Raw genomic sequence first — 25198 nt, 5'->3', positions numbered from 1 at the left:
GGTGATCAGGGCTTGGTGGCTGGTGCGCTCGTCTTGCGGGCGCGGGTCTTCTTCACCGGCTTCGGTGGGTGGGTAGTGAGCCAATCGCGGTGGGCCAGGCCGAGTTCGGTGATCGGCGGATCGCCGTAGAGCCATTCCCTGGCGATCAGATGCCAGTTGTTGGTGCTGTCGAGCTGGCCGAGCATGCCGAAGGTGAGGAAGTCGGCGCGGCGGGAGAACAGGTGCTCCGGCGGCAGGTTCTGCTGCTTCATACCGGTGAACTCGCTGGCCCTCGGGTCGACGGCGAGCAGGAACGCGCCGCTGGCCAGTTCGGGGGTGATGGTGAGCTCCTCGTCGACCAGACACCATTCCGAGGCGGCGAGCACGTATTCGAGGCATTCCTCGGCGCCGATCTCCTCGGGCGAATCGATCACGCCGCGGTCGATCATCAACTGGCGCAGGTCTTCGGCGCGATCCTCGGCGGCCGCGCGCAGGCACTGGATTTCGAAGCCGACCAGCTTGGGATCCATCCGGTTGAACAGCCCGAAGTCGAGGAACGCGACCCGGCCGTCACGGGCGAGCAGCACATTGCCCGGATGCGGGTCGCCACAGAACTCGTTGAAGCTGAACAGCGAGCCCACATAGAAGCGGTAGATGATCTCGCCGACCCGATCGCGTTGCGCTGCCGGCATTTTCCGGATCTCGTCGAATCCGTCGCCGTCGATGAACTCGCTGACCAGCACGCGGGTGGTCGACAGCTCGGGCACCGAGGAGGGCACCACGATGAACGGGTGGTCGCGGTACAGGTGCGCGATCTCGGCTTGGGTGGCGGCCTCGGCCTGGTAGTCGAGTTCGCTCTCCATGTTCAGTTTCAGCTCGTCGAGCACCGCGGGGGTGATCCACGGCATCGCCGAGGCCAGCACCCGGCGGAACATGGTGAGGTTCTTCAGGTCCGCGCGCACGGCGGCGTCGACCCCGGGGTACTGGACCTTCACCGCGACGGCGCGGCCGTCGTGCAGGGTGGCCCGATACACCTGGCCGATCGAGGCGGCGGCGATCGGCTCCGGATCGAATTCGGCGAAGATCTCCGCCAGCGGAGCACCGAAATCCTGCTCGATCACCGTGCGCATGGACTCGAACGAGACAGTCGGCGCCGCGTTGCGCAGTACGGCGAGACGCTGCTGGAACCGCTCACGATGATTCTCGGGCACCAGATCCAGATCCAGCACCGACATCATCTGGCCGAGTTTCATGGCCACGCCCTTCATGGTGCCGAGCACCATGACCACCTGTTCGGTGGTGCGGATCATCGACTCCTCGGCCATCCGTGCGCGCACCGCCTCCGAGCGGCCGCGCATCGAGAGCCTGGTCTTCTTCGAGCGGATGACCGAACCCGCCGCGACCGCCCCCAGTTTCGTCCCGCGGGCAAGCCGGGAAGTCGGCACGTTCTTCGCCATCGAGGTACCTCCGTTGGTGCCGACGTGCGCGGCGGTGTCGACGCGCAGCGTCACACGACCACCCGCGGTGACGCAAGCCACAGCGCCCCGCTCGGTTCAGCGTAGCCAACCGCGCGGCGTTGTCGAGCCCGGCTCCCTCAAAGGGAGGGAGAGCCTGGTCAGGGTGCCTGCGGCGGCATCTCGGGGAGCGGATGCGGCTGTGCGGTGAAGATCTCGGGTGAGCCGCCCGCGCGGGCCATGCCCTCGATCGCGCTCCAGGCCATCATCGTGAGGTAATCGATCACGTCCTGGCGAGGCATGGCCTTGTCGGTGGTGGTCCACCAGTGGGTGGCCAGCTGGATGCCGCCGACCAGCACGTACGACCACAGCATCGCGCCCTCGGTGCGGATGCCCTTGGCGCCCGCCCGATCGACGAGCACGGTGGTGACCACCTCGGCGAACAGCCGCTCGAACTCCGCCAGCGAGGACTTGTCGCCCGCGGCATTGCTCATGATGAACCGGTAGACCTCGGGGTCGTCGTCGACGGTGCCGACGTATTCGGTCATCGCGGCGCGCACCAGCTGGTACTCGTCGGCGTCGAGGCTGATCGCGCCGTACACCCGGGGCAGCAGGGTGGTTTCGATGAAGCGCTGCATGGTGGCGTGGACCAGGTCGTTCTTGTCCGCGAAGTAGCGATACAGCACGGTCTTGGACACGCCGATCTCGGTGGCGATCTCGTCCATGCCCGCCTGGCTGCCCCGCGCGCGGATGGCGTTGAGGGTGCCGTCGACCAGCTCCTCGCGGCGGTCGATCTTGTGCTGCCGCCACCGACGTTTGCGGCCGTCGGCTTGGCCGCCGCCGCGCACACTGGCTCGGCTCGACTGCTCGCCGATCTCGACAAGGTCTTCGGTGGACAGAACAGCCCCCTCGTGATCGATGTTGGCGTCTTTAGTCAACAGCTTAGGCGCGCCGGTGTGGGGTGGCGCTCCTTTGGGCCACGTTGGGGCATTTACCACACTCCGGTGCTTACGCGCGCGTACGAAAACCAGGCGGTTCGCCGTGTCGTGGGAGCCGCCACGCGGGGTTGGCGGCGGCGCACTCGCCGCGCGCACAGCAGAATGGGGGCTATGGAGAAATCTCCCGGCAACACGGCGGTTCTCACGCCGCGCACCGAGCCCGCCGCACAGCCCGCCGGCTTCGCGGTGATGACCGACGAGGCGGGCAAAAAACGTGACCTGTTCAAGATGAAGGCGCTGGCGACCAGTTTCCTGGTCGTGGCCAGCGTGATCTACCTGTTGTGCCGCTGGCTCGAATCGCGTGGCGGCGGTGGCGAGTGGGTGGGCTATGTCCGCGCGGCCTCGGAGGCGGGCATGGTCGGCGCACTGGCCGACTGGTTCGCTGTCACCGCGCTGTTCAAACACCCACTGGGTCTGCCGATCCCGCACACCGCGATCATCCGCAAGAAGAAAGACCAGCTCGGCGAGAGCCTCGGCGCCTTCGTCGGCACCAACTTCCTCGCTCCCGATGTGGTCTCCGCCCGCCTGGACTCGGCGCAGATCTCGCTGCGCGTCGGGCGGTGGATGGCCGATCCGGCGCACGCGGTCAGGGTGGCGAAGGAGAGCGCGACGATCCTGACCGCGGTGGTCAATACCCTGCGTGACGAGGACGTCGAGCAGATCATCGACAACACCATCGTCAAGCGGATCGCCGAACCGCTGTGGGGGCCGCCGCTGGGTCGGGTGCTCTCGGAGATGATCGCCGACAACCGGCAGCGGCCGCTGATCGATCTGCTGGCCGAGCGCGCGCACCAGTGGGCGCTGGGCTCACAGGACACGATCGATCGGATCGTGGTGCGCGATGCGCCGCAGTGGGCGCCGAAATTTGTCAATACATTGTTGTCGGAGCGAATTTATCGGGAACTCGTCGAATTCACCTGGAAGGTGCGCTCCGATCCCGATCATGAATTGCGCAAGGCCGCCGATCGCTTTCTCCAGGATTTCGCCGAGGACCTGCAACACGACGACGCGATGATCGCCAAGGCGGAGAAGGTCAAGGCCGAGATCATGGGCCGCGAGCAGATCACCGGAATGGCCGAGGCCACGTGGCGAGCGGCGAAGCGGTTGATCTTGGAGTCGGCCGAAGATCCTGATTCCACACTTCGGCGCAAGGTGGCCGAAAATGTGCAACAGCTCGGCGAGCGCCTTCGTGACGACCCGGAGATGCGTGGCAAAGTGGACGGGTGGATCGATCGCGGTGCTCGTTATCTGGTCGGCAACTACTCCGCGGAGATCACGACACTGGTGACCGATACGGTCGCGCGCTGGGACGCCGACGAGGCGAGTAGGAAGATCGAATTGCAGGTCGGTCGGGATCTGCAATTCATCAGAATCAACGGCACGGTGGTCGGCTCACTCGCCGGCCTGGCGATCTACACCGTCTCGCAGCTGCTGTTCCACTGAACGACCTGGTAGCCGGAGCTGCGTACGTGTCAGCCGACCGGGTGCTAACTGTAGTGCTTGCAATAGCTAGCACCCTGTTCTACTATTGGCCTTACAACGCCAGAAGGTGAGCGATGACAGACCAACCCGAGAGTCGTGTAGCGCACGCGGCTCAAGATATCGGAGGTTTCATCAGGGCACAGCGCGAAGGCGCGCAGGTGTCCCTGCGTCAGCTCGCCGCTCTGGCGGGGGTAAGTAATCCGTACCTGAGCCAAATCGAACGCGGATTACGTAATCCCTCCGCCGAAGTACTCGGGCAGATCGCCAAGGCGCTGCGAGTTTCCTCGGAGGTGTTGTATGTGCGGGCAGGATTTCTGGAACAGCGCCCGCACAGCCCGGTCCGTGACGCCCTGCTGGCCGACACTTCGGTGTCCGAGCGGCAGAAGCAGGTGTTGCTGGAAATCTATGAGTCGTTTCGCCGGGAAAACGGGGAAGAAACCGGCTCAGGGGGGAACGAACGAGACAGTGACGTTTCGTTCACGACAACTGACACTCCGCCACACCAGGAGAATGAAGACTGATGACCGAAAAGACCGCCACTGTCACCAAGCCGCTGTTCGCCACCGTCGGCGCCGGTGATGCCATCTACGCCGCCGTGAACGACGTTGTCGCCGACGTCCGCGGCCGCGTTGTCGCCACCGATGCCAAGGCCCGCGTCGAAGAGGCCCGCGAGCGCATCGCGAACGTGCCCGCCGACGTGCAGGCCCAGTTCGACACCCTGCGCGACCGCATCTCCGGCCTGCCGTCGGAGCTGCCGGAGGATCTCGCCGAGCTGCGCGAGAAGTTCACCTCCGAAGAGCTGCGCAAGCTGGCCGAGCAGTACTACCGCCAGGCGCTCGACATCTACGCCGATCTCGCCGTTCGCGGCGAGGAGACCGTCGACCGGCTGCGTGCCAACCAGGCCGTCGACGAGCAGATCGGTCGCGTCGAGACCCTCTACAAGGATGCCTCCGCTCGCGCCGAGGACGCCCTGACCAAGGTCAACGACCTGCTGGGCCGCACCAAGGCCGAGGCCGAGGCTGTGGCCGACAAGGTCGAGGCCGTCGTCGATGCCGAGGTCGTCGCCGTCACCACCGAGCCCGCTCCGGCCAAGCCCGCCGCCGCGGCGCCGGCTCCGGCCCCGAAGAAGGCTCCGGCCGCCAAGAAGGCCGCTCCGGCCAAGAAGGCCGCGCCGAAGAAGATCTGATTCGCCTTCGCGCATCACCGCTGACAGCGGCCCCGTACACCAGGTGTGTGCGGGGCCGCTGTTCGTATGATGGGGGTGTGAACATGGTGAATGGGATGACCTCGCTGATTCTGCTGATCCTGTGGATCGGCGCCTTCGGCGCGACGGTGTTCGCGCTCATTCACGCTGTGCGTCAGCGTTCGGATGCCTTCACCGCCGTCGACAAGATGACCAAGCCCATCTGGCTGGCCATTCTCGGCGGTGCGCTGGTGTTCCTGCTGATCGGCATCGGTGGGCTGGGGATGCTGTCGTTCATCGCGATCATCGCGACCGGTGTGTACCTGGCCGACGTGCGTCCGAAGGTCGATGAGGTGCAGCGCGGCCCGCGCTGGTAGAAAAGTCGGCCCAAAGGGCTCGCAGGTGAGTGGTACGCGGTGTTACTGTATCTGTCAGTAACACAAAGGAGTGTGCCGATGCGCGCAAAGTTGCCGACGGCTCTGGTGAACCTGGTCGGCCGGGTTTCCACCGTGGTCGAGACCACCCTCGCGGCCCACCGGGCCGACCTGCGGACACGGACGCACGGGATCGCGGCCTTCGATCCGCCGCGGATGCCCTACGACGTGATTCCGGTGGTCACCGCCGATGGCGCCCGCCTGCGGGTGCACGCCTACGGACCGGTCGACGCGCCCGTCATCGTGTTCGCCCACGGCTGGACGTGCTCGCTCGAGTACTGGAACGCCCAGATCAACGCCTTCGCCGGCGAGTACCGCGTGGTCGCCTACGACCAGCGCGGCCACGGCGAGAGCACCAACGGGTACGCCCGCCCGAGCACGAATCTGCTCGCCGACGACCTGTGTGACGTGCTCGACGCCGTGTTGCTGCCGGGTCAGCGCGCGGTGCTGGCCGGGCACAGCATGGGCGGGATGACGCTCATCGCCTGGGCGGGCCGCTACCCCGAGCGCGTCGCCGAGCAGGCCGCCGCGGTGATCCTCACCAATACCGGCGCGCACTCGCTGGTCGAGGTGTCGACCATGGTTCCCGGCCTCAACGTGCCGCTGCGGATTCTGCGCGGCCGGTCGATGCCGACGCCGGACTGGCTCGGCAGGCTGATCCTCGGCACCCCGGTGGTGTTCCCGCCGATCAAGCCGGTGCGCTGGATCTTCGCCCGTCAGGTGATGACCCTCGACACCTCGCGCGAGAAGCTGGACTACGCGCTGTCGGTGGTGCGCGGCTGTCCGATGATGACGCGTTCGCGCTACGGGTTCCTGCTCACCGCGCTGCACCTGGGCGATGACGCGAAGAATTTCTCGGTCCCGACCACCGTGCTCGCCGGCGACCGGGACGACATGACCCCCGCGATCCACGCCGAGCGCCTGGCCGCGCTGTTGGCGGAAGCGGGCACGCTCGCCGGGTTCAAAGTGCTGCCGACCGGGCATCTGGGCAACGTCGAACGCTTCGACCTGTTCAATGCCGAAGTGGCCCAGGTACTCTCCGCCGTCCGCGAGCCCGTGCGCGCCCTCGCCTGATCGCCTGCGAGAATCGGCGGATGAGTTCTACCGCTGTGACCTCGGACGACCGTCGGTTCGTGCTGACCCTCGGCTGCCCGGACCGGCCGGGCGTCATCGCCCGGATCTCCTCGTTCATCGCCGAGTTCGGCGGCTCGATCGTGGAGGCCGGGTACCACTCCGACGGTGACATCGGGTGGTTCTTCACCCGGCAGGCTGTGAAGGCCTCGACGGTGCCGTTCTCCATCGACGAGCTCCGGGAGCGCTTCGCCGAGGTGGCCGCCGAGTTCGGTCCCGAGACCGATTGGCAGCTCCACGATTCCGGTGCGCCGCGGCGGGCGGTGCTGCTGGTGAGCAAGGACGGGCACTGCCTGCACGACCTGCTCGGACGCGCGCAGGCCGGTGAGCTGCCCGCGACCATCGAGGCCGTGATCGGCAACCATCCCGACCTCGCGGGGATGACCGAGGCGCACGGGGTGAAGTTCCACTACGTGCCGTTCCCGAAGGACCCGGCCGAGCGCGGTCCGGCCTTCGAGCAGGTGCGCGCACTGGTCGACTCCCATGATCCGCACGCGGTGGTGCTCGCCCGGTTCATGCAGGTGCTACCCGCCGAGCTGTGCGAGTACTGGGCCGGGCGGGCGCTCAATATCCATCACAGCTTCCTGCCCTCGTTCGTCGGCGCGCGGCCCTATCACCAGGCGTACGCGCGCGGGGTGAAGCTGATCGGGGCGACCTGCCACTACGTCACCGCCGAGTTGGACGCCGGGCCCATCATCGAGCAGGACGTGATCCGGGTCGATCACGCCGACGACGTGCGCGACATGGTGCGCCAGGGCCGTGACATCGAGCGGGTCGTGCTCGCGCGCGGGCTGCGCTGGCACCTCGAGGGCCGGGTGCTCGTGCACGGTCGGCGCACGGTCGTCTTCGAGTGATCTACAGGTCGTAGAACGGTGCGGCGTAACGGAATTCGCCGGTGACGGCGGAGTCGTAGGCCGTGAGCGGGCGGACCTGGAAGTACGGCCCCCATTCGGCCTCGTCGGGCACGATGCCGAGGCGCGCGCCGGGGACGAAACCGAAGCGGGCGTAGTAGTCGGGGTCGCCGACCAGGCCGACGACCGATTCGTCGAGGGCATCGGCGGCGCCGAGGGCGGCGTGGACCAGCGCCGAGCCGACGCCGGACTTCTGCTTCTCCGGATCGACGCCGAGCGGGCCGAGCGCCAGCACGGGGAACGGACCGATACCGGCTCTGGTGAGACAGATGTGCCCCACGACGGTGTCGTATTCGAGCGCGACCAGTGACAGCGTCGGCATCCACGACTCGTCGGTGCGTAGCGTTTCGACGAGGGCGGGTTCGGGTGGTTCGGTGACGGCCGGATCGCCCGCGTAATGCGGGGCGAAGGCGGCGCGGTGAATCGCGGCGATCGCCACCGCGTCCGCTGGGGTCTCGCGACGGATCAGCACAGGCTTAAGTCTCCAGGATTTGGGTAGGCGAGCGCAATGATGTGCGGTCGCCGATGTCCGGATACGGCGATGCCCTCTGCGCCGGACGGTGCCGCGCGTATGCCATGCTCGGCAAATGACTTCCGCGCCGCTGACCCGGGCCGCCGTGGCCGACATGATCGACCACACCCTGCTCGCTCCGGAAGCCACACCGGCCGAGGTCGACGCGTTGATCGCCGACGCGCGCGAACTCGGGGTGTACGCGATCTGTCTGTCGCCCTCGATGCTGCCGGTGCGCGCGCCGGGACTGGTGGTGGCCACCGTCGCCGGCTTCCCGTCCGGCAAACACCACTCGCTGGTGAAGGGCGCCGAGGCGCGGCTGGCCGTGGATCAGGGCGCCGCCGAGGTCGACATGGTGATCGACGTGGGCGCCGCGCTGGCCGGTGACTTCAATGCCGTTCTCGCCGACATCATCACCGTGCGCGAGGCGACCAGGGAACGGGCCGTGCTCAAGGTGATCATCGAATCGGCCGCACTCACCGACGAGGCGATCGTCGGCGCGTGCCGGGCGGCCGAGCAGGCGGGCGCCGATTTCGTGAAGACCTCCACCGGTTTTCATCCGGCGGGCGGTGCGAGCGTGCACGCGGTGCGGTTGATGGCGGAGACCGTGGGCGGGCGGCTCGGGGTGAAGGCCAGTGGCGGGATCCGCACCGCCGAGGACGCCGCCGCGATGATCGAAGCCGGGGCTACGCGGCTCGGGTTGTCGAAATCGGCCGCCGTCCTCGCCGGATTTCCCGAGTAGCCACCGCCTCGCAGGATCAGCAGGTGAACTCGGACTGCTGGCCGGACGGGGCGCTCTCGAGTGCGGTCTTGCCACCTGAAAGGTGCACGTTCACACCGTCATCGGTGACCTTGACCTCCTGCGCGCGCAGGCCGAGCGGATAGCTCTGCAAGCTCTCGGTGAAGGTCTCGACGATGCCCTGCACGAGGTCGGTGGGCAGGCCGATGCCGAGTAGCTGCGCCGACTTCGTCTCCACGACGATGTTGCCGTCGCGGACCAGCGGCTGCACCTCCAACTGGGCGAGGCCGCCGAGCACATCGAGAGTCAGCACTCCGGTGCTCGCCGACGAGCTCACGCCGCTGACCATGGTGCCGAGGGTCTCGCGGATACCGTCGTTGTTCCAGGTCACATCGGCGGTGGAGCTTTCGATGGTGCCGCCGCCTCGGCCCCGGTCGACGAGTTCGATGTCGTTGAATTTCGCGTGCACGACCATTCCGACAGCGGGGCCGAACTGGTTGTCCTCGCTGTCGACGGTGATCGTGCCGACCTTGCCGTCCGCATACGACAGCAGGATCGGGCGCAGGCCGAAGCCCACGTCGATGCTCGAACCCATCTGCTGCTCGAACGCGCCGCTGATGCAGCTCGAGATCTTGTGCCGGGCATAGGCTTCGGTTCCGGCGATGGCCGCGACGAGTAGGGCTGCGACCACGGCCAACGCGATCACCAGAGAGCGCCGACCGATCCTGGGGCGTGGGGATTTTTGTGTGGTCATGGCATCGGATTCTTCCCGATCTTTCTGTGTCCGCTCTGAGGACGTGGTGAAAGCCTTCACAGCAAAATGTGACCTGGCACACTGGACCGGGCGTAACCTGGACCCATGACTGGCGAGGACGCGCGCCGGGTGGCGGGGACAGCGGATCATCGGTGGCGGGTGCTGCGGCGCCTCGCCGGGCGGCACGCGGGCTTCTTCACCACGCGTCAGGTGTTGCGTACCGGCTGCGAATCGCAGGTCAGGGCGGCCCTGGGGGACGGGTCGGTGACCAGGGCCGGGGTCGGGATGATGCGGCTGGGACAGTGGCGGGTGGGGCCGCTGGACGAGTACGCGATGTGGGCGGCGTGGTTCGACGGCGCGGCGGCGGTGTCGTATCAGAGTGCGGCCGAACTCCACGGGCTCGGCAGGTTGCAACCGCGATTTCTGCATCTGTCGGTGTCGGCGGGTCGCCCACCCGTGACGCCGCGGTTGGTGCTGACCCGACGCAAGCTCTGCGGGGCGGACGTGGAGTCGGCCGGGCCGTTTCTGGTGACGACGCCGGTGCGGACGGTCCTCGATCTGGCCGAGACCGAGATCTCGCAGTCGGCGTTGGACGAGGTGGTGGCCGACGCGGTAGCGATCCACCGGTGCGATACCGACGAGATCTGGTGGGGTGGGCAGCAATTGGCGCCGCGCGCGTCGACGCGGGTGCGGCGGGCGTTAAGCCGGGTGTGACGGGGCGACGACGTCCCAGGGCACCGACAGCACGCAGTCGCGCATTCGCCGGTGATACGGGCGCAGCGGGAAACCGTTGGCGCGCAACATCTGCGCAGCTTCTCGCCAGCGGACGCGGGGGCCGTACGGCGCCATGGCCGCGGATCGCTCCCAGGCCTGGTCGGCCGCGGTGAGCAGGGTGTGGATCCGTTCACCGGCAATGTTGCGGTGGATCAACGCTTTCGGCAGGCGCTCGGCGATGTCGGAGGGTCGGTCGACGGTGAAGGGATCCCAGGCCAGCGTCAGGGACAGCGGGCGGTGGCGGTCGAGCAGCACCCAGGCGCAGCGGCGGCCGAGTTCATCGCAGGTGCCGTCGACGAGCAGGCCGTCGGGAGCCAGATTGGACTGGATTCGGGACCACGCGTCGGGGACGGCTTCCTCGGGGTATTGGCGCAGGACGTTGAACGCGCGGACGAGGGTCGGTCGCAGTCCGGCCAGTTCGAAGCCGCCACGGGCGAAGCGGACGCCGTCGCGGGGTTCGACGACGCGGGCCGGGTCGATTTCCAGACCGACCACCTCGAGGTCGGGGCGGACGGTGCGCAGGCGAGCGGCCAGCTCGAAGGTGGTCCAGGGGGCGGCGCCGTAGCCGAGATCGACAACCAGGGGCGAGGTGGCCGCACGCAGTGTCGTGCTGACGAGTTCGTCGTTGACGAGCCAGCGGTCGCTGCGGCGGAGGCGGTTGACGCCCGTGGTGCCGCGGGTGATGGTGCCGACCGGCGGGACGGCCTTGCGGCTCGGGGCCACGGGTGGGTCAGACGGTCTTCTCGGCGGATTCTCGATCCAGGTAGCGCAGGGTTTCCTCCTGCTCGGCGCGGAACAGGTCGACGAGATTCACCAGCATCAGCTGCTCCAGGCGCGGGCCGACCATGGGGATGAAGACCTTGGCGGTGGGGGAGAAGCGCATGGTGGCGCCGGTTTCGGTGGGGAAAAGGCGGATGGTGCCGGTGAGGCTGCCGGGGCCTGCGGGGATCGAGGCGGAGAACTTGCCCTCGGTCTCGTCGTGGTCGAACGGACCCCAGCTCTCCTTGCGGGTGATCACCATGTCCTTGCGCATGACGGTCTGGGCGATCTCGGGGAGCATCTCGCGGGGCAGGGTGTGGTGCAGGACCACGTCGATGCCGTCATCGGAGACGTCGAGGCTGACCACTTCGTTGTTGGGCGCGTACTTGCGCATCTCGGCGACGCGGGCTTCCCAGTAGTCCCTGCTCTGGAGGGCTGCGTACAGCTCTTCGGTGGTGTGCAGGGGGTAGCGAGCGGAGTAGTCCAGTCTGCGTGCCATGGCAGGACACGTTACGTGGTTGGGGTGTGGGCGGCGGGAAGTGGTGGGTTGTCTGTGCTCGGTCCTATAAATCGATGCCGATGGTTACCGGTTCCGGCTCCAACGTCACGCCGAACCTTTCCTGAACGCCCGCGCGGACGGTGCGGGCCAGGGCGACGATGTCGGTGGCGGTCGCGGCGCCGCGATTGGTCAGGGCCAGGGTGTGCTTGGTGGACAGGCGCGCGGCGGCGGCGTCACCGGGGAAGCCCTTCGCGAAACCGGCTCGTTCGATGAGCCAGCCCGCCGAGAGCTTGGTGCCGTCGGGTGCGGGATAGGTGGGCACGGTGACGTCGTCGCCGACGTGCGCGGCGATCGCGGCCAGTACCCGCGGCAACCGCTCCTCGGTGACGACCGGGTTGGTGAAGAAGGAACCGGCACTCCAGGTGTCGTGATCGGCCGGGTCCAGGACCATGCCCTTGCCTGCCCGCAGGCGGAGCACTTGCGCGCGCACCTGCTCGACGGGCAGGGTCTCGCCGTCGCCCGCGCCGAGCGCCTTCGCCAGTTCGCCGTAGCGCAACGGCGCGCTCATCCCGCTCGGATCCAACGCGAACTCGACCGCGAGGACCACGGCGTCGTCGCTGTGCTTGAGCACACTGGTCCGGTAGCCGAAGCCGAGTTCGGTGGGCTCGACCCAGCGCACGTCCCCGGTCTTGCGATCGAGCAGCCGCACCCGGCGCAACAGCGACGCGACCTCGACGCCGTAGGCGCCCACGTTCTGCACCGGCGTCGCGCCGGCCGAACCCGGAATCCCGGACAGGCACTCCAGCCCGCCAAGCCCGGCCGCGACGGTCGCCGCGACGACCTCGTCCCAGTTCGCGCCCGCCTCGGCCACCACGCCGTCGGCGCTCAGCTCGACACCGGTCGTGCCGACCCGGACGACCACGCCGTCGAAGCCCGCGTCGTCGATGAGCAGGTTCGACCCGCCCGCCACCAGCAGGACCGCGATACCGGCCGCATCCAGGGCCTTCACTGTGGCCACCAGGGCCTCGGTGCTCGCGCATTCGGCCAGCAGCGCGGGGCCGCCGACCCGCAGGGTCGTCAATTCGGACAAACGCACCGAATCGCTGACCTTCGCGCCGGTATCGGCAAGCAGGTCACGCAGCTGATCGGAGGACACCACCCGTGTTGTACGCACGTCCGCAGACGGTACCGTGTCGAGCATGGCTACACCTCTGGCGTTCACTGCCGGCTACACGCATTCCGTCGATGCGGTGCGCGCCGCGTACTCCGACGAGCAGTACTGGAAGGCCCGGATCGCCGAGGTCGGCGGCCCCGGTGCCCGGCTCGACGCCTTCGCCGTAGACGGCGACCAGGTCCGCGTCCAGATGGTGCAGTCGATCCCCGCCGATCAGCTCCCGCCCGCCATCACCGCCGTGCGCCCCGGTGACCTGATCATTCCGCGCACCGAGACCTACACCGGCACCGGCGGCATCTTCGAAGCCCGCGTGGACGGCGCCCCCGCGGTGGTCCGCGGCACGGTCACCATGGCCCCCGACGACGGCACCGGCTCCACCACCGCGATCAACGGCACCATCGAGGTGAAGATCCCGCTGTTCGGCGGCAAGATCGAGGCGGCCATCTCGGAGCACCTGATCGAACTCCTCGCCAACGAGGCCGCGTTCACCGAGGAATGGCTCAACCGCCAGTAGTGGTTGTGGTGAGACCGCGCTCACGGGGTGCGGGTCGATAGCTCGGCGTACATTCGATGCGTGAGCAAACATTCGGTAACCGGTCTGTTGCGCGCGCGGAAGAACGCGCGTCGTAGTTCGTCGGCGCCACGCCGTGACATCGGCGTTCGTGGTGGTCGATCGGTGATTGCGGCGATGTTGCTGGCGGTGCTCGTTGTGCTCACCGGATGCACGATCGACCGGCCGGGCAAGGACGCCGAGGCGGCGACGCCGGTCGCGCAGGTGACCATCGCGCCGACGCCGGGAGCCACCGATGTCGATCCGGTCGCGCCCGTGTCGGTGACGGTCACCCACGGCACGATCGACCAGATCGCCCTCACCAATGCCGGCGGCAAGCAGATCACCGGTCAGCTGAGCCCCGACCGCACCACCTACAAGGTCTCCGAACCGCTCGGTTACGGCGCGTCGTACACCTGGGCGGGGACGGCCATCGGGGCCGATGCGAAACCGGTCCCGATCGACGGCACCTTCACCACGATCAGCCCCCAATCGACCATCCCGGCCACGATCAACATCGGCGACGGCCAAGAGGTCGGGATCGGGGCGCCGATCATCCTGAAGTTCGCGGGGCCGGTCACCAACAAGGCGGCCGTGGAGAAGGCGCTCACCGTCACCACCGACCAGGGCACCGAGGGATCCTGGGCCTGGCTGCCCGACGACGACGGCTCGCGGGTGCACTGGCGTCCGAAGAACTACTGGACCCCCGGCACCACCGTGCACGTCGCCGCGAAGCTCTACGGCGTCGACCTCGGCGGCGGCGCCTACGGCGACTCCGATGTCACCTCCGACTTCACCATCGGCCGCAGCCAGATCGTCATCGCGAACGCCCCGAGCCACCGCATGCAGGTCGTGCGCGACGGCGCCACGGTCTTCGACTTCGCGGTCTCCTACGGCGAAGGCAACGAGCCGCGCAATGTGACCCGCTCGGGCGTGCACGTCGTCACCGAGAAGTACGAGGACTTCATGATGTCGAATCCGCCGTACTACACCAACGTGCGCGAACGGTGGGCCGTCCGCATCTCCAACAACGGCGAATTCATCCACGCCAACCCCGAATCCCTCTCGGCCCAGGGTTCGTCGAACGTCACCAACGGCTGCATCAACCTCTCGCCCGGCGATGCTCAGGCCTACTTCCCGACCGCGCTCTACGGCGATCCGGTGGAGGTGACCGGCACCTCGATCGAGTTGTCCCAGGCCGACGGCGACATCTACGACTGGGCCATCGACTGGTCGACGTGGACGTCGATGTCCGCCTTGCCGGCCGGATAGATCCGACCCCTGCCGGCGTGCCGCGGTGCGATGTCCACGGCACGACGGTTCGGTCTGCGCTAGCGGCGGGGCAGGAGTAGGGCCGGGACGAGCGCCAGCGCGATCATGACGGGCGCGATCAGATAGGTGTGCTGGAACGCGTCGGCCAGAGCGGGGGCGAGTTCGGCTCGCTGATCCGCCGTCATGGCGTGCAGCGCCTGGAGTCCACCCGCCACCGGGAGCAGCGCGCCCAGTGTCACCGAGGCCACCGCCGTGCCGATCGCCATCGACGTGGTGCTGATCATGTTCAGCACCGTCGACCCGGCGGGCTGCTGCTCGCGGCTCAGCGTCCGGGTGGCCGTGGTCATCACCGGCATCATGGTTCCGCCGCCGCCCGCGCCCATCAGCACCATCGTCAGGCACAGCGCCCAGTACGGCGCGTCCGCGTCGAGTTGGACTACGAACAGTACGAACCCGGTGAGCGCCACCGTGATCGACGCGGGCAGGTACCGGCCGGGCGGGATCCGATCGATCAATCTGCCCGCCACCTGCATCGTCGCGCCCGACGCCAGGGCGAACGGAATCCCCAAAGCGCCTGCCACCAGCGCTGACTCGTCGCGCACCACCTGGAAGTACAACGGCAGCAGCAACATCGAGCCGAAGTAGCCACTCGCGAACACCGCGAGCAGCACCGCGGAGGTGCCGGTGATCCGGTTGCCGAGCACGCGCAGATCCAGCAGCGGCACCGAGGTGGTCAGCGAACGGCGCACGAACGCGGCGATCAGGCCGATCCCCACCAGCAGCGGCACGAGCACCGCGGGCGTGGCGAACCCGGCACTCTCGCCCGCGGCGGTGACGCCGTAGATGACCAGCGCCAACCCGGGCGACATCAGCAGCAGCCCGCGGATGTCGAGCGCCCGCGGCGGCTCCGGCGTGTCGTCGGGCACCACCCGTACCGCCAGCAGGAGCACCAACGCGCCCAGTGGCAGGTTGATGAAGAACATCCAGCGCCACGACACCTCGTCGATCAGGTATCCGCCGATCACCGGGCCGAGCAGCGGGCCGACCAGAATGGCCAACCCGAGCGTGCTCATCAATTGCCCCAGCCGCTCTGGTCCGGCCGCGCGCAGCAGGATCGTCATGGCGACCGGCATCAACAGCCCGCCGCTCGCACCCTGGATCAGTCGAAAAGCGATGAGTGACTCGATGTTCCACGACAATCCGGCCAGCACCGAGCCGACCACGAACGCGCTGATCGCGATCAGATACAACCGCTTGGCGCCGAATCGGCCGACCAGCCACGCCGAGGTCGGCACCACGGCGCCGAGGGCGAGCGAGTAGCCGGTGGCGACCCATTGGATCGTGCTCAGGCCCGCGTGGAATTCCATCGACAACTTGTTGATGGCGACATTCACGATGGTCTGATCGAGCGTCGCCATGATCATGCCGACCACCAGGACCAGGGCGACCCGCATCGGAGTGCGGCTGGTGGTCGGTTCGACGGTGGTGATCACGGCGGTCACTTCCCGTACGGCTGGGCCAGGCGGGCGGCGCGCAGTGCTTCGCCCCACCAGGTCAGCTGATCGAGCATGGTCGCGGCAGCGGCATCGGCGTCGTTGGGAGCGGTGAGCTCGCCCGCGTCGTCGAATCGGCCCCACGGATTCGGGAAGCAGACCGAGTCGCGGACGGTGACCGCATGGAGTTCGGCGAAGACCGGGCGCAGGTGTTCCACGGCGCGCAGCCCGCCGGAGATGCCGCCGTAGGAGACGAAGCCCACCGGCTTGGCCTGCCATTCGGCGTGGTGGGTGTCGATCAGGTTCTTCAGCGAACCCGGGTAGCTGTGGTTGTACTCGGGTGTCACCACCACGAACGCGTCGGCGCGCGAGAGCTTTTCGGTGGCTTCCGCGACAGAGGGATGGTCGGTGGCGGCGCCGAACGCGTGCGGCAACTCGATGCTCGCGGTGTCGACGACATCGACGGTGACGGTGTCGCGCAGTGCCGCCTGTCGGACGAACCAGTTCGCGATCGTCGGGCCGAAACGCCCCTGCCTGGTACTGCCGATGACGACCGCGAGCCGCAGCGGGCTGATATCGGTTCGGACGTGGTCAACCGTGGCGCTCATGACGTTCCTCTTCGTCGGTGACGGCCCTCGGCCGCCGCTGCGCTCTACCGTCCTACCTCAACTGTCCTCGAGGTCAAGCCGAAGAAGATTTCGGTGGTCCGGGAATACTCACGGCATTAAGCTGCTTATTGCATTCATACGCAGATAAGCAGTCTTGAAAGGGCAGGCCATGACCACCTCGCTGTTCGCTCACCGCGACTACCGACTGCTGTTCACCGCCCAGGTCGCGGCCCTGTTCGGCACCGGACTCACCACCGTCGCGCTCGGTCTGCTCGCCTACGAACTGGCGGGCGGCAACGCGGCCATCGTGCTCGGTACCGCGTTGACGCTGAAGATGGTCGCCTATGTCACCGTCGCGCCGATCGCGGGCGCCTACGCGGGCCGACTGCCGCGCAGGCAGTTCCTGATGGCGCTCAACGGAATTCGTGGCGCGATCGTGCTGGCGCTGCCCTTCGTGGACCAGATCTGGCAGATCTACGTGCTCATCACGCTGCTACAGATCGCCTCGGCCGCCTACACGCCCACCTACCAGGCGGTGCTGCCCGATATCTTGCCCGACGAGCGCGACTACACCAAGGCGCTGTCGGCGGCTCAGCTCGCGGCGACCATGGAAACACTGCTCAGCCCGATGCTGGCGGCGCTGGCGCTGAGTCTGATCAGCTTCCACTGGCTGTTCGTCGGCACCGGTCTCGGCTTCGCGGTGTCGGTCGCGCTGGTGCTGGCCGCGCGTATCCCGAACGCGGTGGTCGGCGAGGGTGCGATCGCCGAACGCCTGGCCTCCGGGCTGCGGCTGTTCGCGGCGACTCCGCGACTGCGTGGGCTACTCGGGTTGAACCTGGTGGTCGCCGCCGCGGGCTCGGTGGTGATGGTCAACACCGTGAACTACGCCCGGGACGTGCTGGGCGGCACTCAGTCCGGCGTCGCGCTGTTGCTGGCGGCGAACGGCCTCGGCACCATGGTCATCGCCCTCGCCCTGCCCCGGATCCTGGACCGCCGCGGCGAACGTCCGGTCATGCTCGCCGGTGCCGCTGTTCTGCTCGTCGGCCTCGCCGCCGCGCTCGCGCTGTCGATCTTGCCGATCGGCGAGTGGCACTGGTCCGCCGCCCTCGCCACCTGGGCCACCATCGGCGCGGGCACCGCGCTGGTCCTCACCCCCACCGGCCGTGTCCTGCGTCGTTCCGCTCGCGCGCAGGACCGCCCCGCCCTGTTCGCGGCCCAGTTCTCCCTGTCCCACCTCGCCTGGCTGATCACCTACCCGATCACCGGCTGGCTGGCCACCACCGCGGGTTTCACCGCCACCTGGGCGACCCTGGCGGTCATCGCCGGCCTCGGCGCCACCGCGGCCATCCGGCTGTGGCCACGCCATGATCCGGCCGAGATCACGCATGTCCACGAACTCGGCTCGGTCGACCCGGCGATCCTGGCCGACGCGATCCAGATCGGGCCACGGCACTTCCAGCACACCCACGCCTACGTGATCGACCCCAACCACCCGCGCTGGCCGAGCAGGACTCCGGCCTACGTCTGAACTGGCTACGCCTCGACGGACTCGCTGGCGCGATCCTTGCTCAGCGCGACGGTCTCGTCGGTGGTCAGACCCTGCTGCTTGGCCAGCAGATCGCGGATCTCGATGAGCAGTTCGGTCTCGGTGGGCTCGGCGTCCTTGGTGGTGCCGAACTTGTTCTTCAGCGACTTCATCGGCAGCATCAGCACGAAGTACAGGACCGCGGCGACCATGAAGAAGTCGATGAACGCGGTGATGATCGGACCGAACGCGATGAAGGTCGCTGGCTTGTCGGCGATCAGCTGAACGCCGAGGCCCAGTTCATTGGTCGAACCGAACACCGCGAGCAGCGGATTGATGAGCCCCTTGCTGAACGAGGTGACCACCGCGGTGAACGCGGTACCCATCACGACCGCGACCGCGAGGTCGATGACGTTCCCGCGCATCAGGAAATCTTTGAACCCACCGAAAACGGACTTGATACCGAGCATCGAACATCTACTCCTCATACTGGCTATCGACAAACGGCCATGTTAAAGATCAGTCGCTCGGCATGGCGAATTCGCAGCAACGCCCGAGCGATCCGCTCCCAGTATCAATTCCCGCCGCCCGCCCCGCTACTCGAACGACCACCGATCTTGGATTCGCCTACCCCGCCCTGGAATTCAGGTACCCGATGGGATGCCGCGCGAAGCAGATCGACCGAAGAGCTCGACGCCCAGGAGTGTCGAGCCTCACGTTTACCGGGCGAGGAGTGGGTCGAGTATGGGTATTCGCCGTCCTCAGGAGCGGCGGGCGAAGGAGCCGGGCCCTGCCTGGTCGCGGGGTTTGACGACGATGGTGTCGAGGTTGACGTGGGGCGGGCGGGTGGCCACGAAGCCGACGATTTCGGCGATGTCCTTGGCGTAGAGGGGGTCGATGCCCTCGTAGACCTTGGCGGCGCGGTCGGCGTCGCCGTCGAAGCGGACCAGCGAGAACTCGGTTTCCACGGCGCCGGGGGCGATCTCGGTGAGGCGGACCGGTTGGCCTAGGAGTTCGCCGCGCAGGGTGCGGTGGGCAACCGCCTGGGCGTGCTTGGCGGAGGTGTAGCCGGAGCCGTTGTCGTAGGTCTGCAGGGCGGCGATGGAGGTGATGGTGACAATCAGTCCGTCGCCGGAGGCGATCAGTTTCGGCAGCAGGGCCTTGGTCACGCGCAGGGTGCCGACGACGTTGGTCTCCCACATCCAGCGCCAGTCGTCGAGGTCGGCGTCGAGGACCGTGGCCATGCCCTTCGCGCCGCCCGCGTTGTTGACCAGCACGTCGACGTGGTCGATCGCGTCGGTGAAGGCGCGCACCGATTCCTCGGAGGTGACGTCGAGTTCGAGCGCGGTGCCGCCGATCTCGGCGGCGAGGCTTTGCACCCGGTCGAACCGACGGGCGCCCACATAGACGTGATAGCCCTGTTCGGCCAGTTCCCGGGCGGTGGCTTCACCGATTCCCGAGCTGGCTCCGGTGACGACAGCGGTGCGAATGCTCATGGTGGTGGATCTTATTCGCCCCGGATTTGCGGGCGCCATGGCTCCGATCACCGTGAGGTCAGACGCAGCGCCGCCGATTAGCCTGTCGGTATGGCTATTCGCGATGCTGTCAGTGCCGATGGAACGAGGATCGTCTACCAGGTGAGCGGTACCGGTAGACCGCTGGTGCTGTTGCACGGGTGGGCGGGGAATCTGCGCTGCTGGGGTGCTGCCGCGGCTGATCTGGCCGAGCGATACCGGGTGATCGCGGTCGACCTGCGCGGGCACGGGTACTCCGACGATCCCGGCGACGGTTATGACGATCCCAAGGCTTGGGCCGGCGATGTGGCCGCGGTGCTGGCCGCCGAGGGCATCGACTCCGGTGCGGTGCTGCTCGGCTGGTCCTACGGCGGGATCGTCGCCACCGACTACCTCGCCACCTACGGCACCTCGGCTGTCGCGGGCGTCGTCTACTGCGGTGCGCCCGCCCATATCGGCCGCGATGTGCCCGGTGCGGCTCCCGGGCCCTCGATGGAGAAGGCGATTCCAGGGGTGTTCGACGAGGCCGCCGGGCGCGCGGTGCGTGCCTTCTCGGTGTTCGGCAATGCCAATACCGGGCCGGGCGCGGACAAGGGCGTCGACGCGCAGCGGTTGTTCGGCGGCAGTCTCGCGACCCCGCCTTCGGTACGCAAGGCGCTGTTCTACCGCACGATCGACAACACCGAAACGCTGCGCGCCCTGGATGTTCCGGTGTTCGTGCTGCACGGCACCGACGACCCGGTGGTCCCGGCGGCCAACGGTCAGTACATCCTCGACAATGCCCCTGACGCCCGCGGTTCCTTCTGGGAAGGGGCCCAGCACGGGCTCTTCATCGAGGACCGACCGCGCTTCTTTGCCGAGGTCAGCGCGTTTATCGACGCGCTGGAGTGAGTTCGGTGCACCCCGCCAGCTCTGAATCGGCAATGTTTCAGAAACATGTCCGAGGCAGGTGAGGGCGACTTACTCTGAGCTCGACGGCCTTGTCCCGCGGCCGGGCATGGAGGTGGCGCATGAGCGTCTTGACGCGTTGTGTGCTGGTTCTCGCGGCGGCCCTGACGTGCGCTGCTCCGGTGGCCGGAGCGAGCCCGGCCACCGACGCCACGCGGCTGATTTCCGTCACGCCGGGTCCGGGCCGGGTCGTCGAGCTGGTGGTGCACTCCGCCGCCATGGCGAAGTCGGTGACCGTGGCGGTGTTGCCCGCGCCCGATGGCACGGCGACGGCGCCGGTGCTGTATCTGCTCAACGGCGTCGACGGTGGCGTCGGCCCCACCGGTGAATGGCGCGACGGCGGCAACTGGCTCACCCGCACCGACGCCGATGCCTTCTTCGCCGACAAGCAGGTCACCGTCGTGATGCCGATCGGCGGCGCGGGCAGCTACTACGCCGACTGGCGGGCCGACGATCCCGTCCTCGGTCGTCAGCGCTGGACCACCTTCCTCACCCGCGAATTGCCCCGCGTCATCGACGCCGAGTTCCACGGCGACGGCGTCAATGCCGTCGCGGGGGTGTCGATGGCGGGTACCGCGGCCTTCCAGCTGGCGCTCGCCGCACCCCAGCTCTACAAGGCCGTCGGCTCCTACAGTGGCTGCGTCTCCACCAGTGGTCCGCAGGGACACGCCATCGTCAATACCGTTGTCTCCGGTCAGAACGGCGACCCTGTGAACATGTGGGGACAACCCGGCGACCCCCTCTGGGCTGCCAACGATCCCTTTCTGCACGCCGAGCGTCTACGCGGCCTCGCCATCTACGTCTCCTCCGGGACCGGCCTTCCCGGTGGGCTCGACACCGTCGACGGACCCGGGCTACACGGTGATTCGATGAAGCTGGTGGACCAGCTGATCGTCGGCGGCGCCCTCGACGCGGTCACCGGCCTGTGCACACAACAGCTCGCCACCCGCTTCCGCGACCTGGCCATCCCCGCCACAATCAACTTGCGCCCCAACGGAACTCACTCCTGGGGCTATTGGCGCGACGACCTCCGTCACTCCTGGCCGCTGTTCGCCGCGGCCCTGCGGGTCGGCTGAGCCTGCCGTCTGCTCGCAGGCCGCGTCAGCCCGCTGGTTCGGCGCTGATCATGAGATGCGAATAACTTTGCATGCTTGTTGTGTCATATTTCGCAATTAGCGGAATAGGTCGAACGGGTCCGACCGGTCTATTTCCGCCGATGAAATCGGGCAACGGTGTGCGCGGATGAGGCATAACAGCGCAGGTAGAGTCGGTGATGTGATTGGTCTGCGGTGCCTATGTGATCGGCCCGTGATTGTTCTGGGTAACCAAGGAGAATGAACGTACAGATTTCGGGTAAGTCTTCTAGGAATCGTCACAGACTTCCGCTGAGATCGTGTGTAGCGTTCTGGAATGTCGTTGGATCGTATGTGGAGAAGAGGATTCGGCGTCGAGAACGGAGTTCGATGATGTTCGGTCGAGCAGTGGGCGCACGGGTTGTAGTGGCCGTGTCGGTCGTGTTGGCCGGTCTTGTGGTCGGGGCGCCCGCGGGCGCGGAGCCGACAGCGCGGATCGAGGATCAGCGGGTCGAGCCGGATCGCACCATCGATGTGGGCGTGTACTCGCCGGCGATGGACATCGTCACCAGGGTGCGGGTGTTGCGGGCCGCGGATCCGAATGCGCCAGCGCCGACGCTGTATCTGCTCAACGGGGTCGGCGGGGGCAGCGACGGCAACTGGTTGGATCGAACCGATGTCGTCGAGTTCTTCAAGGACAAACAGGTCAATGTGGTGATCCCGTTCGGCGGTGCCGGTAGCTATTTCGCGGACTGGAAAACCGACGATCCGGTGCTCGGCAAACAGCGGTGGACCACGTTCCTCACCAAGGAACTTCCGCCCGTGATCGACAAGGAGTTCGACGGCACCGGCGCCAATGCCATTGCCGGACTGTCGATGGCGGGGACCTCGGTGTTCCAGCTCGCGCTCTCCGAGCCGGGGCTGTACCGGGCGATCGGCTCCTACAGCGGGTGCGTGCGCACGAGTGATCCACGCGGACAAGCGATCGTGCGAACGGTGGTGGGCAGCAGGCTCGGCAACGCGGCCAATATGTGGGGCCCACCCACCGATCCCGAGTGGTCGGACAACGACCCGTACCTGCACGCGGAATCGTTGCGCGGCACCGACGTCTACATCTCCTCCGGCACCGGCATCCCCGGTCCGTACGACAGCATCGCCACCACCCAGGGCGACCCGGTGCAGCTGACCATGCAGTTGCTGTTCGGCGCCGGGCTCGAGGCCGTCACGAATCTGTGCACCCAGCAGCTGCGCGATCGGCTGCAAACGCTCGGCATCCCCGCCACGGTGGACATGCGCCCCAACGGCACCCACTCGTGGGGCTACTGGGAGCAGGACATGCACAAATCGTGGCCCGTGTTCGAGGCAGCGCTGCACCGGGCGTGACAGCCACCGCGCTGTCCGAAATCCGCTCGCGCTCCGGCGCCGGATCGGGCAGGCTCGACCGCGACAAGTCCGTGAACTCACTCACGAAGACGCTGTGACGGCCGTCACCGAACCCGGTAGGGGTAACGGTGGCGGCGTCGCGGCGTGCACACTGGAAGGTGTGAGCCAGCGTCATCCCGAACTCTTGCCCCATCGCATCGCGGTGCTATCGGTGCATACCTCGCCGCTGGCGCAGCCCGGCACCGGGGACGCGGGCGGGATGAATGTCTACGTGCTGCAAACTGCGCTCGAGCTGGCCAAACGGGGCACCGAGGTGGAGATCTTCACCCGCGCGACCTCGTCGGAGCTGCCGCCGGTCGCCGAGGCCGGACCCGGCGTGATCGTGCGCAACGTGGTCGCGGGCCCGTTCGAGGGACTCGACAAGCACGAGCTGCCCACCCAGCTGTGTCCGTTCACCGCCGAGGTCCTGCGCCAGGAAGCGCGCCACCTGCCCGGCCACTACGACCTCGTGCACTCGCACTACTGGCTCTCCGGACAGGTCGGTTGGCTCGCGCGCGATCGCTGGCGGGTGCCGCTGGTGCACACCGCGCACACCCTCGCCGCGGTGAAGAACGCCGCGCTGGCCGAGGGCGATACCCCCGAACCCGAAACCAGGGTGATCGGCGAGAAGCAGGTGATCGCCGAGTCCGACCGGCTCGTCGCCAACACCGGTGACGAAGCCCATCAGCTCGTCGACCTCTACGGCGCCTCACCCGACCGCATCGACGTGGTGCCCCCCGGCGCCGACCTGACCCGCTACCGCCCCGGCGACAAGCTCGCCGCGCGCACCGAACTCGGTCTGCGCGCCGACGAGCAGATCGTCGCGTTCATCGGCCGGATCCAGCCGCTCAAGGCCCCCGATGTGCTCGTGCGGGCCGCGGCCGAGCTCCTGAGCCGGGATCCGAGCCGCAAGCTGCGTGTGTTGATCGTGGGCGGGCCGTCCGGTACCGGACTGGCCAAGCCGCACGCGCTGATCGAACTGGCCGCCGATCTCGGCATCGCCGACCGGGTCACGTTCCTGCCGCCGCAGCCCGCCGACAACCTCGTGCAGGTCTATCGCGCGGCCGACGTGGTCGCCGTGCCCAGCTACAACGAATCCTTCGGCCTGGTCGCCATCGAGGCACAGGCCAGCGGCACTCCGGTGCTCGCCGCCGATGTCGGCGGTCTCGGCACCGCGGTTCGCAACCACGAATCCGGCCTGCTGGTGCCGGGGCATCGCACGCCCGACTGGGCCGACGCGCTGGCCGCCCTGCTCGACGATCCCGACCGGCTGACCCGCATGGGCGCGACCGCCGTCGAGCACGCGAGCCGGTTCTCCTGGGCGCACACCGCCGACGGGCTGCTCGACAGTTACGCTGCCGCGATGGCCGGATTCCGCGCCGAACGCGGACCGATCGCCCTGCACGCGGGCGAGACAGGTCAGGCCAGATCACGGGCGCTGTGGCGGCGCCGGACGGGAGCGCGCAGGTGAGCGCCGTTTCACAGATCATCGACGACACGCTGCGCGATCGCGAGATCGAATACACCCGCCACGGTGACGACACGTTCATCGTCGTGCTGCCGGGTGAGCGCAAGCTGAAGACCACGGTGATGCTGACCGTCGGCAAGCACGGGGTTCGCATCGAATCCTTCGTCTGCCGCAAGCCCGACGAGAACTTCGAAGGCGTCTACAAATACCTGCTGCGGCGCAACCGCCGCCTCTACGGGGTGGCCTACACCCTCGACAATGTCGGCGACATCTACCTGGTCGGCCGCATGTCCGCCGAGTCGGTCACCGCCGACGAACTCGACCGCGTCTTCGGTCAGATCCTCGAAGCCGTCGACAACGACTTCAACATCCTGCTCGAGCTCGGTTTCGCCGAATCCATTCGCAAGGAATGGAAGTGGCGCGTCTCGCGGGGTGAGTCGCTGAAGAATCTGCGCGCCTTCGAGCACATCATCGACGACGCCGACAAGGTCTGAAAACAAACGATGCCGGACAGGAGAGTTCCTGTCCGGCATCGTTTCTCAG

General features: G+C 67.6%; 27 protein-coding genes. 16 read left to right on the top strand and 11 right to left on the bottom strand.

Features of this window, described 5'->3' with window-relative positions:
- Positions 1–5: 5 nt before the first annotated feature.
- Together ASD42_RS13065 and ASD42_RS13060 are read right to left on the bottom strand one after the other, a co-directional pair.
- The gene (locus ASD42_RS13065; RefSeq protein ID WP_056816240.1) at positions 6–1436 is read right to left on the bottom strand and encodes an ABC1 kinase family protein; all 1431 of its coding nucleotides are present in this window, start codon (positions 1434–1436) and stop codon (positions 6–8) included.
- A gap of 158 nt (positions 1437–1594) precedes the next feature.
- Positions 1595–2281, bottom strand: coding sequence for a TetR/AcrR family transcriptional regulator (locus ASD42_RS13060; protein ID WP_056816237.1), 687 nt, complete (start codon positions 2279–2281; stop codon positions 1595–1597).
- A gap of 339 nt (positions 2282–2620) precedes the next feature.
- Between ASD42_RS13060 and ASD42_RS13055 the strand changes: the two genes are divergently transcribed.
- From ASD42_RS13055 to purU, 6 genes are all read left to right on the top strand, one after another.
- The gene (locus ASD42_RS13055) at positions 2621–3874 is read left to right on the top strand and encodes a DUF445 domain-containing protein (protein WP_056816234.1); all 1254 of its coding nucleotides are present in this window, start codon (positions 2621–2623) and stop codon (positions 3872–3874) included.
- A gap of 113 nt (positions 3875–3987) precedes the next feature.
- Positions 3988–4434 (top strand): helix-turn-helix domain-containing protein, encoded by a 447-nt coding sequence (locus ASD42_RS13050; RefSeq protein WP_056814574.1) that lies wholly within the window; start codon positions 3988–3990, stop codon positions 4432–4434.
- Positions 4434–5099 (top strand): hypothetical protein, encoded by a 666-nt coding sequence (locus tag ASD42_RS13045; protein WP_056814572.1) that lies wholly within the window; start codon positions 4434–4436, stop codon positions 5097–5099. The genes ASD42_RS13050 and ASD42_RS13045 overlap by 1 nt, the downstream gene beginning before the upstream one ends.
- Positions 5100–5194: 95 nt before the next feature.
- Positions 5195–5473 carry a DUF2516 family protein gene (locus ASD42_RS13040; RefSeq protein WP_235569396.1) on the top strand — a complete coding sequence of 93 codons (279 nt, stop codon included), beginning with the start codon at positions 5195–5197 and terminating at the stop codon, positions 5471–5473.
- A 78-nt stretch (positions 5474–5551) separates the two neighbouring features.
- The gene (locus ASD42_RS13035) at positions 5552–6604 is read left to right on the top strand and encodes an alpha/beta fold hydrolase (RefSeq protein ID WP_056814569.1); all 1053 of its coding nucleotides are present in this window, start codon (positions 5552–5554) and stop codon (positions 6602–6604) included.
- Between the two features lie 20 nt (positions 6605–6624).
- Complete coding sequence (gene purU / locus ASD42_RS13030) at positions 6625–7515, top strand: formyltetrahydrofolate deformylase (RefSeq protein ID WP_056814567.1); 891 nt, start codon at positions 6625–6627, stop codon at positions 7513–7515.
- Position 7516: 1 nt separating this feature from the next.
- Here purU and ASD42_RS13025 read toward each other — a convergent pair whose 3' ends face one another.
- Complete coding sequence (locus ASD42_RS13025) at positions 7517–8044, bottom strand: GNAT family N-acetyltransferase (protein WP_056814565.1); 528 nt, start codon at positions 8042–8044, stop codon at positions 7517–7519.
- 115 nt (positions 8045–8159) lie between these two features.
- Here ASD42_RS13025 and deoC point away from each other — a divergent pair, with 115 nt between their 5' ends.
- Positions 8160–8825, top strand: coding sequence for a deoxyribose-phosphate aldolase (deoC, locus tag ASD42_RS13020; RefSeq protein ID WP_056814562.1), 666 nt, complete (start codon positions 8160–8162; stop codon positions 8823–8825).
- Between the two features lie 16 nt (positions 8826–8841).
- Here deoC and ASD42_RS13015 read toward each other — a convergent pair whose 3' ends face one another.
- Complete coding sequence (locus tag ASD42_RS13015; protein ID WP_056814559.1) at positions 8842–9576, bottom strand: LmeA family phospholipid-binding protein; 735 nt, start codon at positions 9574–9576, stop codon at positions 8842–8844.
- Between the two features lie 105 nt (positions 9577–9681).
- Here ASD42_RS13015 and ASD42_RS13010 point away from each other — a divergent pair, with 105 nt between their 5' ends.
- A complete protein-coding gene (locus ASD42_RS13010; protein WP_056814556.1) occupies positions 9682–10290 on the top strand; it encodes a hypothetical protein in 609 nt (202 codons plus the stop codon).
- Here ASD42_RS13010 and ASD42_RS13005 read toward each other — a convergent pair.
- The 3 genes from ASD42_RS13005 to ASD42_RS12995 all read right to left on the bottom strand — a co-directional run bounded on the left by ASD42_RS13005 (position 10276) and on the right by ASD42_RS12995 (position 12809).
- Positions 10276–11073 (bottom strand): hypothetical protein, encoded by a 798-nt coding sequence (locus ASD42_RS13005; protein WP_056814552.1) that lies wholly within the window; start codon positions 11071–11073, stop codon positions 10276–10278. The two genes, ASD42_RS13010 and ASD42_RS13005, sit on opposite strands and share 15 nt — an antisense overlap.
- Before the next feature lie 7 nt (positions 11074–11080).
- Positions 11081–11608 carry a DUF2505 domain-containing protein gene (locus tag ASD42_RS13000; protein ID WP_056814549.1) on the bottom strand — a complete coding sequence of 176 codons (528 nt, stop codon included), beginning with the start codon at positions 11606–11608 and terminating at the stop codon, positions 11081–11083.
- A gap of 64 nt (positions 11609–11672) precedes the next feature.
- Positions 11673–12809 carry a UDP-N-acetylmuramate dehydrogenase gene (locus ASD42_RS12995; RefSeq protein ID WP_084787082.1) on the bottom strand — a complete coding sequence of 379 codons (1137 nt, stop codon included), beginning with the start codon at positions 12807–12809 and terminating at the stop codon, positions 11673–11675.
- Between ASD42_RS12995 and ASD42_RS12990 the strand changes: the two genes are divergently transcribed.
- Together ASD42_RS12990 and ASD42_RS12985 are read left to right on the top strand one after the other, a co-directional pair.
- Positions 12808–13296 (top strand): DUF2505 domain-containing protein, encoded by a 489-nt coding sequence (locus ASD42_RS12990; RefSeq protein WP_056814547.1) that lies wholly within the window; start codon positions 12808–12810, stop codon positions 13294–13296. The two genes, ASD42_RS12995 and ASD42_RS12990, sit on opposite strands and share 2 nt — an antisense overlap.
- A 174-nt stretch (positions 13297–13470) precedes the next feature.
- Entirely contained in the window at positions 13471–14604 is a 1134-nt protein-coding gene (locus tag ASD42_RS12985) for a L,D-transpeptidase (protein WP_063054499.1), read from the top strand.
- A gap of 59 nt (positions 14605–14663) precedes the next feature.
- On the opposite strand, the gene ASD42_RS12980 is transcribed toward ASD42_RS12985, so the two are convergent.
- Together ASD42_RS12980 and ASD42_RS12975 are read right to left on the bottom strand one after the other, a co-directional pair.
- The gene (locus ASD42_RS12980) at positions 14664–16106 is read right to left on the bottom strand and encodes a DHA2 family efflux MFS transporter permease subunit (protein ID WP_084787081.1); all 1443 of its coding nucleotides are present in this window, start codon (positions 16104–16106) and stop codon (positions 14664–14666) included.
- Positions 16103–16705, bottom strand: a complete 603-nt coding sequence (locus ASD42_RS12975; RefSeq protein ID WP_056814544.1) for an NADPH-dependent FMN reductase — start codon at positions 16703–16705, stop codon at positions 16103–16105. The genes ASD42_RS12980 and ASD42_RS12975 overlap by 4 nt, the downstream gene beginning before the upstream one ends.
- Before the next feature lie 169 nt (positions 16706–16874).
- On the opposite strand from ASD42_RS12975, the gene ASD42_RS12970 reads away from it, so the two are divergent.
- Complete coding sequence (locus tag ASD42_RS12970; RefSeq protein ID WP_056814543.1) at positions 16875–18233, top strand: MFS transporter; 1359 nt, start codon at positions 16875–16877, stop codon at positions 18231–18233.
- A 5-nt stretch (positions 18234–18238) separates the two neighbouring features.
- On the opposite strand, the gene mscL is transcribed toward ASD42_RS12970, so the two are convergent.
- Both mscL and ASD42_RS12960 read right to left on the bottom strand, forming a co-directional pair.
- A complete protein-coding gene (gene mscL, locus ASD42_RS12965; protein WP_056814542.1) occupies positions 18239–18700 on the bottom strand; it encodes a large conductance mechanosensitive channel protein MscL in 462 nt (153 codons plus the stop codon).
- A gap of 291 nt (positions 18701–18991) precedes the next feature.
- Positions 18992–19726, bottom strand: a complete 735-nt coding sequence (locus tag ASD42_RS12960) for an SDR family NAD(P)-dependent oxidoreductase (RefSeq protein ID WP_056814541.1) — start codon at positions 19724–19726, stop codon at positions 18992–18994.
- A gap of 90 nt (positions 19727–19816) precedes the next feature.
- Between ASD42_RS12960 and ASD42_RS12955 the strand changes: the two genes are divergently transcribed.
- The 5 genes from ASD42_RS12955 to ASD42_RS12935 all read left to right on the top strand — a co-directional run bounded on the left by ASD42_RS12955 (position 19817) and on the right by ASD42_RS12935 (position 25149).
- Entirely contained in the window at positions 19817–20635 is an 819-nt protein-coding gene (locus ASD42_RS12955) for an alpha/beta fold hydrolase (protein WP_056814540.1), read from the top strand.
- A 119-nt stretch (positions 20636–20754) separates the two neighbouring features.
- On the top strand, positions 20755–21768 hold the full coding sequence (locus tag ASD42_RS12950) for an alpha/beta hydrolase (RefSeq protein ID WP_056814536.1): 1014 nt from the start codon (positions 20755–20757) through the stop codon (positions 21766–21768).
- A gap of 390 nt (positions 21769–22158) precedes the next feature.
- Positions 22159–23148, top strand: coding sequence for an alpha/beta hydrolase (locus tag ASD42_RS12945; RefSeq protein ID WP_056814533.1), 990 nt, complete (start codon positions 22159–22161; stop codon positions 23146–23148).
- A 151-nt stretch (positions 23149–23299) separates the two neighbouring features.
- Positions 23300–24658, top strand: coding sequence for a D-inositol-3-phosphate glycosyltransferase (mshA, locus tag ASD42_RS12940; RefSeq protein WP_200950447.1), 1359 nt, complete (start codon positions 23300–23302; stop codon positions 24656–24658).
- Complete coding sequence (locus ASD42_RS12935) at positions 24655–25149, top strand: YbjN domain-containing protein (protein WP_056816220.1); 495 nt, start codon at positions 24655–24657, stop codon at positions 25147–25149. Before mshA ends, ASD42_RS12935 begins: the two co-directional genes overlap by 4 nt.
- Positions 25150–25198: the final 49 nt, after the last annotated feature.

Origin of the sequence: Nocardia sp. Root136 (assembly GCF_001427185.1) — a bacterium.
In the GTDB taxonomy this organism is placed as follows: Bacteria; Actinomycetota; Actinomycetes; order Mycobacteriales; family Mycobacteriaceae; genus Nocardia; species Nocardia salmonicida.
Note: the sequence above shows the minus strand (reverse complement) of the source record. Positions and strands in the feature narration are given on the sequence as shown.